This window comes from Corallococcus llansteffanensis (assembly GCF_003612055.1).
GTDB classification, from domain to species: Bacteria; Myxococcota; Myxococcia; order Myxococcales; family Myxococcaceae; genus Corallococcus; species Corallococcus llansteffanensis.
Genome location: NZ_RAWB01000302.1, coordinates 1 through 12,109 on the forward strand (window position 1 = coordinate 1; position 12,109 = coordinate 12,109).

A 12,109-nucleotide genomic window follows, 5' to 3' on the forward strand; every position below is an offset into this window, starting at 1 on the left:
GGGGATTTTGAGATTGATTCGCAAATTCGAATCCGGGCAGGGCATGTATCGCGGAGGGGGGCGTGGGCGCAAGAGGGCCGCGCGACACGGTGACGGTGCCGCCTGCCGTGCCCTGAAAGAAAGACAGACACGGCGTCGCGCGCCCCTACGCCATCGACAGCTACCGCTTGACGATGTTCAGTTGGTGGAGGCGGACGTGAGGAGGCTTCCCGTATCATCATTGCAAGACAAGACCTCGGACGTGGCCTTGTAGTTACGAATCTCCATGATGGTGTCGAAGTTGGAGTTCCGAGTGGAGAACGAATAGGTCCCCGCCGCGGGAACACGCCACACGATGGGTCACCTTGGGACGGCGCTGCCAATGGCAGGGAAGTCCGGCCCACGCACTGTTGGAGTCGGACCGGCCGTCACGAGGAACCGTGGCTGCCTTGCACAGCAGGGTGTGCCTGCCTGCCCGGGACAGCCATTGCCCCATGGATCCGATGACGGACAATCATGGTGTTGCCCGTGAGGTCACATCAACGACCTTGTCGGAAACGCGACGCTGCGCAAGATGGAGGGCAGCGTCGTCGCGGGCGCGTTGATGAGGACGCCCGCGCGCCTATCGACGTCATCGTGAGTCGCGCGTCGCCCGGGTTGTCTTCCTGCCGCCCTACAGCCGAGACCTCAGCCCGGCATCGAGCCGTGGCTACCCGGTTGCTCAACCCGGCTGCTCAACGTTGTCAGGCAGTGCCAGCGGGGACGAAGGTTCGCCTTAGCACCCAGGCAGTCGGGCTCGCCGCCGTCCGCTGCAACAGCTTCGCGAGCCATTCAGGACCATCCTCTGCGTCCGGAGAGGGCGGGGGCTCCGCCGTGTCGAGCACCAGGTAGAGGTCGAGCACGTCCTCCGGTCGTTCGAGGACGAACCCGGGCAGTTCGTCCGCCTCTCCAGCTTGGACCACGCCCGGGCTGCGCCACAGGACCGAGAGCTTCCTCCACGACTCGATGGCGTACACACAGACATGGCCCGAGTCTGACAGCTTCAGCCGCAGGTAGATGGGGTGCTCGAGGCGGGCCGGGATGAGGGTCTCCTCCACGGGAGGCCCGCTGAGGGGAGCGAGGGCGAGCTGGCGTTCCCGGTCGACATCGACGAGCGATGCCATCCGTGTTCCCAGGCGCGAGCGTGCCTGCCAGAAGGCCCGCTCCAGCCTTGCCCGCAGAGGGTTGGCAACGGAGGAGGCGAGGAACTCCCGCCGCTGCTCGCGCTCGGAGACGAGCTCATCGCATACGGCCAGGATTCCCGGGTCGGCATGGAGCACGAGCCACCGGCGCACCTCCGCCTCTTCCTCCGGCGGCAGCTCTCCGTAGAAGTAGGCGCGCAGCAGATCCACGTCAGGCACGAGGGTGCTCATGACTCATCTCTTCTGTTTTCAATGGGGGTGCCGTCTGGTTCGGGGAGCGCGCCGCGGAGCGCTTCCTCCATTTTGCGTGGCAGGAGCCTCAGGGCCGCTTTGTTCAGCCCGCAGCGGAAAACGCCCTTCCACAGGCGCTCGACGTGCCCGTCCTCGGGGCTGGGCCGGACTCGCTCCCGGGCCAGGTGCCAGACCTCCTCGAATGCGGTCACTGCGGCGGTGTCGATGAGGATCTGAGGGGGGTAGGGTGGCTTGGATCTGGCGGGTCCGACGAAGACCGTCCGAGCCATGGCGAGCAGAGGGCTCGGCGAGCTTCCTCGTGAGGCCAGCTCTTCGACGTTGAACCGGAAGCAGGCGGCGGCACCGGACCGGGTGCGGGCGATACGGTCGGCCTGTGATTGACCCGGTGAGGAGCTACCCGCGATGGCGGTCTGCAGATCCGCGCTGACGAGCCGAGATGTCTCCGTGGACTGTCCCAGCGTCTCGGTGAGCTGCTTGCGGACCTGGTACGTGGCCCAGAGCCAGTCCAGTTCAATGGCGCGAATGCCCGTGCGCTCGACAAGGCGCTCCAGCACCTGACGCCAGCGCGCGAGCATGCGCTGCAGATCGAGCAGCTCCTCCGGGACGTCCCCGGAGTGGCCCTCTGCCTGGACGCGCACGGGAAGACGGCGCCCCGCCCGGGCTGCGGCACCGCCGATCAGCCAGGCGTACCAGCCCTCAAGGTTCCCCCAGGCATTGGCCCGGTCCATCCGGGACCGCTCATGCAGGGCCATGATCAGTTTGTCCGCGATCTCCCGGGCCGAGGGCTCGGGTTCATTGGCCCGGGCACCCAGCGCACGCCTGGGGTCGATGGACTCACTCGCGATAGCAACCGAGAAGGCCTTGCTCCAGAAATCCCAGAGGATGTCTTCATGCTGCTCCAGAAAGGCGCTGCGCCCCTCAAGGGAGAGGTCCTCGAGCGGGGGGAGCATATGGCTCTCCTGGAGCCAGCGCTCGGCCTGCAGGTCGTCCCTGGCCTTCTCACGGCTCATGCGCGCCAGTCCTCGAGCGTCCGGAGGGTCAGCCGCCATCCTGCCCAGCAGATGGAGCTGCGGAAGGGCTTCAGCATGTCCTGGATCCTCTGGGCAAGTGAAGGTCCGGAGTCCTCGGGAGCCGAAGGTGTCTGCTGTGAGCGGGGAGGAACGAAGCGGATCATCCGCTCAAGGCTTGCCCCGGAGGTGCCCTGGATCGCCCCGGGAGAGAGTCCGAGCTGCGTATACCAGGACGAGCGGAGGCTCAGGAGTGCCTCCGAGAACGCGCGCTCGAGTTCCTGTGAGATCCCGGCTGCGTTCATGTTCTGCCGGCTGGCGGCCCACTCCATCAGCCGCTGCTCGATGAAGCCGCGCTGGGAGAAGGCGGTACGCAGCTCCACGCGGGCGCGTGCGAGCGCCTCGGGCTCGTTGCCTTGAGCAGAGAGCAACAGCGCGAAGCGCTCCATCAGCAGGGCGCTAGGGAGCGTTGGGACGTGCCAGCGGGATGAGATGACCCGACGGGCCCCCGCGAGCAGGAAGGCCACGGTGAGGTCTTCCGGCTCTTCGGCGACACCGTGCTCCATCAGGTGCCGTCCGTATGCGCCCCCTTCGCAGGCCCAGAGCTCCACGCAGTCCATGCCCGCGATCGCCAGGGCATGAATGTCCTCAGGCTTCAGGTCCACCCGCTCGCCCAGGTTCTCTCCATCCACCAGGGTGATCCTGTCCGCCTCGGGGCGGAGGCTGTGGTGGAAGCCATGCAGGAAGAGCCTCAGGCGCGCGGCGGTGCGCAACTGATTCCGGAGCATCCGTGCATCACAGGCCTCTGTTCCGCTGAGGGGCGGCCGGGCCACTCCCACCGATGCAAGTGCACGCATCCCTGATGCGCCCAGCTCCATGACATGGGCCGAGCTTCCAGCGCCATGGAGCTGAACCGTCCCCTCGCGCGAGGAGGCGGGGCGTGTGGGGAGCTGAGCCAGTGAGTAGAGCGAGCCCACCAGGACGCGGTCCCCAAGGCGCCCCCCCTGCTCATCGGCCTCCAGGTCCTCCCAGGGGACGAGCGCGAAGTCCAGCCCCCGCAGGAGGATCAGCAGCTCGGAGATGCCCTCCCGCGCGAGCAGGGCGGCGAAGTGCCGTGACCATGGGGCGAGCGCCTCCCGCAGTGTGTCCATGGCGGCGCCGAGCTGCTGGAAGGACGCGTTGCTTGGTCTGGCCCGGTCCTGGCGGATGGCCTCCCGGACCTCCATGAGCACGGAGACGGCATGCTCGCGCCCGGCGCTCTCCGTCAGCACCTCCGACTCGAGGCGGGTAGGGGCGCCCTCACGGCAGACGAACAGGGAGAGCGGTGTACGCACCTCGGGCCAGGGCCCCGGCACGAGCACGCCCAGGCCCGGCCGGCGCTTGAAGAGCGCCTGAAGTGCCGTCGGATCAACGTCAGGCACAGGGTCCCCGTCCGGCACCTCCCCGTCCGAGCGGAGCGCGGAGAAGGCCCAGGCGATGCGCCGCCGTGCCCGGTCCACCTGATCACAGACCTGCTCGTATGAGTCCAGCGGGATACGGACAAGGGTGACGCCGTCGCGCTGCTCCCAGTGCTCAGGAGGCACACCTGTGAGCTCCTCGATGTGCTCGGGCGGAGTGCCGCGCCCGAAGGCCATCCGGCTCAGCGCGGAATCCTCCAGCAGCTGGGAGAAGACGGCCTGGACCCTGGGGTCCAGCTTGCCAGCCTCGATGGACATCTTCAGCCGCCCGTACTGCGCCAGGGTGGCGTGCGCCATCAGGAACTCGTTCCAGTGCCTCAGCGGGCTGTGGGGAGCATCCTCCGCCTCGAGGGGCGCTTGGATGGACTGCTCCACGTCGCTCCAGGAGCGCGTGGAGTACCGGGGCGGGACACCACACTCGCCGCGGCCCAGCCAGAGGCTGTTGGCTCGGAAGGTGGACGCACCACCGCGCTCGAGCAGCCACAGTGCCTCCCCAGGGGGCAAGGTCCGGAAGTCGTCGTGGAACGTGCGGAAGAGCGTCACGAGTTCCATCAGCCAGCCCGAGAGCTGTGCGCGCTCCGAGTCGGTGCGCATGACGGTGTTCAGCGCGGACTCGAGGGTGTGGATTCTCAGCCGCAGGTAGCGCACCCAATCTCCCGCGGGCTGTCCGGGTTTCAAGGAAGCGCGGAGCGCTTTCAGTTCCGCGGCCTTGAACGCGAAGACGATCGCCAGCTCGAGGGAGGGGATGCCGGCCTGCTCAAGGGCCTCGGCGATGAGCACCCCTTGGGCCGGGGTGAGGAGCTGGCCCAGCTCAATCAGTAGACACAGCAGCGCGCTGATGGACTCGAAGAGCCGCGCGTGAGAGGCCAGTGGGTGGGTCCTGAGGCCCAGGATCCACGTGGAGTGCGCACCATGAGAGGGATTGTCCAGTGCTGCCGCCGCCGAGGAGATGGCCTGGAGGAACGCCTCAATCGAGCCTGGGGGAGTGTGCTGGCGGAGGAGCTCCTCGAAGCGCTCGCGCAACAGCGCCTGCTGGGCCTTGTCGAACCGCATGAAGAGCACGCCGCGCAGCGTGATCCAGAAGGTCGTCTGCAACAGGGAGGCAGCAGTCCCGAACTGGAGGGCCTTCCATGGGTCGTGCGGGGACGCCTCCCGCAGGGCCTGGAAGTGCGCGGTGGCTCCCTGGAAGGAGTCTTGCGCCCGCCGCTCCAGGGAGTGGATCACCTCGGGAGAGGGAACTTCGGAGGCCATCACATGGGCCAGGTCCTCGACGCCCTTGTAGGCAAGCACCGGGGCATGCGCGGCCTTCGCGAGTTGGCCTAGCTCCCGGGCCTGCACGGCTGGGAGCCCACTGCCGAGCACCTGCTGGTGCGCCGCGGTGCCATACGCGAGCAGCCGCTGGCGCAGCGCGAAGAGCGGCTCGTGGTCCAAGACCAGCGGGAGCCTCCGGGCCAGGCAGTCCGTCGCGGCGATGGCGGCCATGGCGGCGGTGGCCGGGTCCCCCGCCGCCATGAAGGCCACCGAGGCCTCATCGAAGCGCTGGTGCGCCTCGGCCAGGTTCCGCTCGGAGATCCCCAAACGGATCGAGGCCAGCACACGGCCGAGCTCGAAGAGCGCCTCTGCCCGGAGCAGGGGCAGGGAGCGGTAGCCCTGGCGCAGCCCTCCGAGCCCCAGCCCCGTGATGACGCGTCCCGCTTCCAACTGGGGAGAGACAGTGTGCCCGTTGGGGCAGCGCCCGGGTCCATTCCCGTCGCTGGTCTCCTGGATGCGCGCAGCGATGGCTGCTGGCAGTGTGCTCAAGACCTCCAGCGCGACCGCGAAGAGCCCCTCCTTGTCGAGCTCCTTCGCGGCCAGTCCCCACTTGAGTCGGGCCGTCAGGTCCGCATGGCGGACACGGCCCGGCATCTTATCGAAGCAGCGGACCAGCTCTCCAAGGATGGCGGGGCGCACGCTGTAGCGCTCCCGGAGCTGCTTGAAGAGCTCGTCATCCATGCTGTTGAGCGCCATGCAGAGCAGGGCCGAGGACTCCGGTGCGACCCGTCGCATCTCAAGGAGCTTCTTGAGGGCGAGGACCGCCAGGTGGGTCATGACCTCCACGCCCGTCACTCCCTGGGACGGCGGGGCCACGAAGGGCCGCATGGACATGTTCCACTGGAGCCACACCGCGATTTCCTCGGGCGTGATGCCGCCACCGTCGGCGAAGAGCACCTCGATGGCCTCCTGAGCGAGGTGCGCTGTGTCTCCCAGGGTCCGCTTCACTTGAAATTGCGGGTGGCCATCGACGAACTGGGAGAGGGCCCTGGCGACCACGAGCAGCGGGTGCTCCTCGAAGCGGTGGCTCCGGCCCTCTCGCAGGGGGCGCACGGCTTCACGTACCGCGGTTCTCAGTCCATCGGCTCGCATGGGTCTCCTCTGGGGATTCTGCCCGCTTGTGGTTCAAGGCACAGAGGAACCGGTTTGTTTCCCACGATGGCGTACCCGGCCCCTCGCTCCACCCATGGCCTCGTGAGTGGGAAACAAGCCCGCCCACAGCCCCCTTGTCTCTGTACCGGCCTGTGCCGGCAACAGCGTGTGGGAGGTGGATGTGACTTCGATGGATGTCTTTTTTGACGTGGGGCCGTTCCGGCTGACCCGCCATGCGAAGCAGCGCGCTGTCGAGCGCGGCATCTCGCTGGAGGTGGTCCGGATCGTGATCCGCCATGGTATGCCGTTGCGAGACGAGCGAGGCGACCGGTACTCGGTGCAGGGGGTCCGGCGCCCCTGCTGTATTCCGCCAGGGCTCTGGAACAAGGCGCTGGGCGTGGTCGTCCCCGTGGATCGTTACGGGGACATCCCGACGCTGATCCGGGAGTCCGGGCCGAAGGCCGGCGCGGGGAGGGGATGACATGAGTCAGGCATTTGACGAGCTGGTGCGGCGGGCCATTCAGGAGGCGGTGGGGCGCAGCAGCGCAATCCTGCTGACGCCGGACGCCAACGCCGTCTTGTGGGTCCTGAATGCACTCCCGGAGTTCATCCGCTCCCGCCCGATGACGGTCAGCGAGGCGGGACGCCTGACGCAGCAGGCCGCCGACCTGCTGGTGAGCCAGGCACCGCGGATCACCGACAGCGATCTCCTGGAGGCGCTGCTAGCGGTGGGCGACCACGTCAGGCAGGGATTCTCCCCCCGCCGCGATGACCAGTTCGCGTTCCTGCTGGTGGTGAGGGTGGCACACCGACTTGGCAAGCGCGGCGCCTTGTCATCCTCTTCGCTCGCGGCCCTCCTGCTGGAAGCGGAGGCGCTCGACGAGGTGCTGGAGCGCAGGGACTCCTCACGTGCCCCTCAATACAAGCTGCGAGCCCTCATCGTCTCCGAGCTGGCCGAAGCGTTCTCCACGGTCTCCGGGGAGGTGAGGCACACGGACCTGGTCGTCCGCTTCAAGCAGGCCCTGCTCGCGGCCGACAGCCGCGGGACCGTCGTCTCCGGCGTGGGCGGGAGGTTGCTGCGTACACTGCCTGAGGACATCGCCCTCCGCATTCAAGAGACCCATGATGGAGAGGCAGACGGGCCCTGCCCGGATGGCCGCCCTGTCGATGCACGGCACCGGGCGGGCCGGACCTTCCATCTCGGCACCCACAGGGTCTCCGAGCAGTACCGCTCGCTTCGGGCCCTGCGCGCGGAGGCGCTCCTGACACGTGGGCAGGTACTGAGCGAGCTTCGCGAGGGAACTCCCGCGAGGAACCTCAAGGATGCCGCGGCGGCGTTCGATGAGGCCTTCAACTGCCTCAAGGAGCTGGGGCAGCCGGTGCATGCGGCCTGCGCCGGCATTGCCGCGACCGAGTGCTTGAGCCGGTTCATGGCACTCCAGGACTCAGCGGAGGAGGGTGCGCACGCCCTGATGCAGGTGCTTGCCTACGGTCAAGACTTCAGCACGTGGCTGACCGATGCGGGCTTGGGCGAGGAGGAGCACCGCTCGTTTGGAGCGCTCTTCCGTGCCGCGCACGAGCGAGAGCTCTTCTATGCCGGCATCTTCGAATTGGTCCGTCCCGAGCCTCCGGGGCAGGAGCCCGTGCCCCCCGGAGAGCGCATGGCGAGGTGGCGCCAGCGCAATCTGCGGGAGGTCCGCGCCCACCTGGCACACATGCTCCAGATCGCATCCCGGGATCCATGGCAGGCGCTCATTGTCGGAGCGGCAGGGCTCCTCCAGTTCTGGACGCTCGTCTCCTTCGATCTCTCGAACAAGAAGGACGCCCTCGACGCGCAGTCCTTCAGCCGGCACGAGGAACAGGCACGGGAGTACTGCCGGGAGCTCCTGAGCGAGAGCGTTCGAGATACCTTCATCACGGTCCTGGTGAACACCGTCACCCATGCCTGGCCGCTGGGGAGCTTGCACGGGGAGAACCCCCGGAAGCTCAACCCGCGGCACCCGCTCCAATCGATCCGCCGCGTGCACGAGGCCATTGCCGAGCTCATGCGGCTGCTGGCGTGGAGCCGTCAGCCGCTGACCGCCTCACAGCTCGAAGGGCTGGGCTCGGTGCTGACCCGGGCCGGTCTGCCCGCGTTGTCGGTCTCCACGTCGCTGCTGTTGTCGAGCTACGAGCCGCAGGTGCTGGCTCAGGCGGCGGTGGCGGGCGCTTCCATGGACGTGGTGCGGAGCTATGTCGAGGGGCGTCTTCCCATGCTCAACGCGGAGCTCTCGAGCATCGGGCTGTCAGCTCCAGAGCGGGTGTTGCTCTCGGGATGGATCTCCGGGCTGGTCCTTGGCGCGCGCGAAGCCACGGCGGATCTGTCCTCGCTGGCCCCTGCGCGTGCGCTGGCACTGATTGACCTGGGAGGAGCCTCGGCCTTCCGGGCCGGGGCCTTCATCTTTGGCCATGGGGAGGTGGAGCCCCCTTACGTGTATACGAGCGCCCTCCACGATGACATGGCCGGGGTGGTGAGTGGGAAGGGGCAGGGGCAGCTCCCCCCCGTAGGGACGGTGGAGCGGCTGTTCCGGCATCTCCACCACTACCGGAGCCAGCTCGATGCCTGGGGGCGTTTGAAGATGGCGCGCGAGGCGGGACGGGAGGATCCGTTCGTGCGGGAGACCTTCGCTCCACTGCTCGAAGAAGGTAAGGCGCGCCACATCTCCGCGTTCGCCGAGGATGTGCCGGAGGAGTCCATCGAGCAGCTCACCGGAGTCCCCCGGGAGCAGTGGCAGCGGCGCGAGGGCGCCATCCTGGTGGATCAGCGCATGGCGGCGATGCATCCGGAGAAGATCAACGAGCTGGTGGATCGCGCGCGGCGCGGAGTGGTGGAGACGTTCTTCGAGCTGGCCGCGCTGAGGCTCATCCCGGACGGCGTGCCCGCGCCCGTTACGGCGCCTGAGCGCATCGAGGCCTTCCTGGCCGCGCACCCCCAGCTGGCCATTGTCGTGCCAGGCTTTCATCTGAAGGGCCTCGCGCCAGTCAGCGTCTTCCTGCACACGGAAGGAGCGGTGCAGCGCTATCTGCTCGGAGAAGCTCAGCGCCTCGCGGGAGATGAGCCGGAGTTGCTCGCGATGCAGGGACTGTTCTCCGCCTTCGTGGACGACGATGGCATCCCGGGAGGGGAGGGCTGGCGGCAGCTCGGCGAAGCCCTCCAGCGGCTCTGTGTCGCGCACGAGGACTGGGCCCGCCAGCTCAGCGAGCGCCTTGAGCGGCACGGCATCACCCAGGTGCTCTTCATGCTCCGGGGCACGGATCATGTCTACCTGCCCTGGGAAGAGCTGCGCGCGGGACCTGGAGGGCCGCGCCTGGGCGAGCGCTATCTCATCGGGTACGTGCACACACTCGCCGATCTGGGTGAGGTGGCTCCCGCGTGGATGCCCGTGCGACAGGGTACGGTTCAGCTTCATGGAGGAGGCACGTTCCGCGAGCAGATGCAGGTGGCGCGGGAGTGCCAACAGGCGTTGGCATCACAAGGCTACGGCCGGCCGCCTCTTTCGGGCGAAGACGCGTGTGATGCCCGCCGCCTCCACTCCGAACTGCGCTCCTGCCGCCGCGTCCGGCTCTTCCTCCATGGCCACCATGATCAGCTCAACCCAGAGCAGGATCGCATCACGCTGGTGGATGCCGAGCAGCAGGCGGGCCGTGTCGACTTGAGGGTGAGCGAGCTGCGCAGCCTTCCGCTTGCGGGAGTCGAGTGCGTGGAACTCTGGGCCTGCGAGGGAGCAGCTCATGGGCGCTCGCTTGCGGAGCATGGGCCCGCGGAGGAGCCAGAGGATCTCTCGGCGGCCTTCCTTCAGGCGGGCAGCCGCAGGGTGATGGCCTCGCGCTGGCAGGTGCCCGCGCTCACCAGCGCGCTGATGATGGAGCGGTTCGCCTTGCTCGTGGAGCAGGGGTGGGGAGATGCCGCGGCGCTGAGGAGCGCCCGCGAGGAGTGTCGGGCCGCGTTCAGCCAGGGAGGAGTCATCGAACAACACCTGCGCGGCACCATGACCACCTCCGTGCCTCACGCTGATCTCGAGAAGGCTTTCACGGAAGCCGTGCTGCGGCTCAGAGAGGCCTGGGGGGCTCGGAAGGATGGGAGTTGGGACAGCTCCAGCCTTGCCCACGCGATGGGGTGTCTCGTCCGCTACGTCCCTCCCAGGTCAACGGCACCCACCGGCCCCGCGCACGACAGCTCCGCGCAACGAACGGACGCGCGGATCGCCGAGTACCTGCAGCCTTTCCAGAGCCCGCTGTGCTGGAGCGGGTGGCGCCTCATTGTTCGCAGGCTGGAGGACTGGGATGGGGGGCCAATCCCTGCCCCCCAACCGGGCATCACAGGCTGAGGCGCAGGCCGACCCCCAGCTCGAAGGTGGGCGCGGCCACGGTGACGCCCGGGATCTCCTGGCCATTGACGGTGACGTCGGGCACGGAGAAGCCAAGCCGCAGCTCACCGCCCTTGTGGCCGTAGTGCACGGCGCCGAACGCCTCCACCGTGAGGTAGGTAAGCGCGCGGTACGTCATGTTGAGCCGGCTCGTGTAGGAGCTGTCGGACAGGTTGCCCAGCGTGAAGAAGTTGAAGGCCGTGTGGTCCCAGTCGAACGGCTGGTTCAGGAAGAGGTACGCCGCGCCGTAGTGGCGCCCGACGTACAGCGGCTGGAAGGCGCCCCGGGCGAGCAGGTACGGGTAGCCCACGGAGCTCGTGTAGCCCGTCGAGTTGTAGAAGTACTCCACGCCCAATACGGCCAGGTCGTTCTGCCCGTAGGGGAAGCTGTAGTTCGCGCCGCCCGTCACCTGGGGCGTGAGGCCCCCGGGGATGTACGCCTCCACCTGGATGCCGTTCTGGAGGATGTCCTCCAGCGTGGTGCCCTCGGGCAGCCGGTACAGGGGCTGGTCCGTGCCCTTCTTCAGGGCCAGCTCCCCGTAGACGTCGATGGGGCCCAGGGCGGAGGACAGGTCCAGGCCGAAGCGGGGCTTGCGGCCTCGCTGGGCCACGGCGCTGACGCCCACCTCCGCGGGGCCCACCACCACCTCCGCGCGCAGCGCACCGCCAATGCGGCCGAGGCGGTTGACGGGGTCATCGCCGCCAGGTCGGGCCGGGCCCCCGCTGGGGTCGACGACGGCGCCCGCGTCGGTGCCCAGGTCGTCCGTCACGGCGATGGCGTAGAAGTTCCAGCCTCGCGCCTCCCAGGGCACGTGCAGCTTCATCATGGATACGCCGGTGCGCAGGTCCACGAAGGCCAGCGGGTTCTTCCGCTGGGGCGACAGGAAGTCGGTGGGGTTCCAGATCTGCCCCGTGCCCCACTTCACGTGCTGCTTGCCCACGGTGAAGAACACCGTGCGCGCCAGGTCGAAGCGCAGCCACGCCTGATCCAACAGGACGCGCGGGTTGGACGGCGCGCCCTCGGCGGGTTGGGAGGAGAGCGAGGGATTGTAGGTCAACCGCCCCACCACGAAGGCGCGCAGCCGGTCCGTGGGCCGCGCGTCGAAGTAGCCGTCCACCAGCGTGGGCGCGGAGAACGCGGTGTCGCCGAAGGACACGCCCTCGTATCCCGCCACGAAGGCGCGCACGTAGAACAGGCCGCCAATCTTCAGCGGATCATCCACCGCCTCGGCGGAGTCGAAGGCGCTGCGGGTCGCCGGGCCGGCCAGGGCCTCCGAGTCCCGGTCGCCACCGGGCGCGGAGGGCTCGCTGGGTTCGGTGGCCGAGGGTTGCCGCGCCGCCTCGCCGGACTTCGGCGCGTCCTCTTCGCCGAAGATGGCATCGTCGCTGGGACGCTCCTGCGGAGACGGGGCCTCGGAGGAAGGG

7 protein-coding genes are annotated in these 12,109 nt (G+C 68.3%); 2 read left to right on the top strand and 5 right to left on the bottom strand.

The annotated features are described in order from the left end of the window. Positions 1 to 177: 177 nt before the first annotated feature. The 4 genes from D7V93_RS45175 to D7V93_RS25610 form a co-directional block, all read right to left on the bottom strand. The gene (locus D7V93_RS45175) at positions 178 to 333 is read right to left on the bottom strand and encodes a hypothetical protein (RefSeq protein ID WP_158623853.1); all 156 of its coding nucleotides are present in this window, start codon (positions 331 to 333) and stop codon (positions 178 to 180) included. A 389-nt stretch (positions 334 to 722) separates the two neighbouring features. Further along, complete coding sequence (locus tag D7V93_RS25600; RefSeq protein WP_120645892.1) at positions 723 to 1,391, bottom strand: anti-sigma factor; 669 nt, start codon at positions 1,389 to 1,391, stop codon at positions 723 to 725. Continuing rightward, the gene (locus tag D7V93_RS25605; RefSeq protein WP_147451316.1) at positions 1,388 to 2,422 is read right to left on the bottom strand and encodes a hypothetical protein; all 1,035 of its coding nucleotides are present in this window, start codon (positions 2,420 to 2,422) and stop codon (positions 1,388 to 1,390) included. The genes D7V93_RS25600 and D7V93_RS25605 overlap by 4 nt, the downstream gene beginning before the upstream one ends. Next, on the bottom strand, positions 2,419 to 6,240 hold the full coding sequence (locus tag D7V93_RS25610; protein WP_120645894.1) for a CHAT domain-containing protein: 3,822 nt from the start codon (positions 6,238 to 6,240) through the stop codon (positions 2,419 to 2,421). Before D7V93_RS25610 ends, D7V93_RS25605 begins: the two co-directional genes overlap by 4 nt. Before the next feature lie 220 nt (positions 6,241 to 6,460). On the opposite strand from D7V93_RS25610, the gene D7V93_RS25615 reads away from it, so the two are divergent. Both D7V93_RS25615 and D7V93_RS25620 read left to right on the top strand, forming a co-directional pair. Beyond that, complete coding sequence (locus D7V93_RS25615; protein ID WP_147451317.1) at positions 6,461 to 6,760, top strand: DUF4258 domain-containing protein; 300 nt, start codon at positions 6,461 to 6,463, stop codon at positions 6,758 to 6,760. A 1-nt stretch (position 6,761) separates the two neighbouring features. Continuing rightward, positions 6,762 to 10,646, top strand: a complete 3,885-nt coding sequence (locus tag D7V93_RS25620; RefSeq protein ID WP_120645896.1) for a CHAT domain-containing protein — start codon at positions 6,762 to 6,764, stop codon at positions 10,644 to 10,646. Here the strand turns inward: D7V93_RS25620 and D7V93_RS25625 are convergent. Then, positions 10,636 to 12,109, bottom strand: a 1,474-nt coding sequence (locus D7V93_RS25625; protein WP_120645897.1) for a hypothetical protein, incomplete at its 5' end; no start/stop codon positions are given. The genes D7V93_RS25620 and D7V93_RS25625 overlap by 11 nt on opposite strands.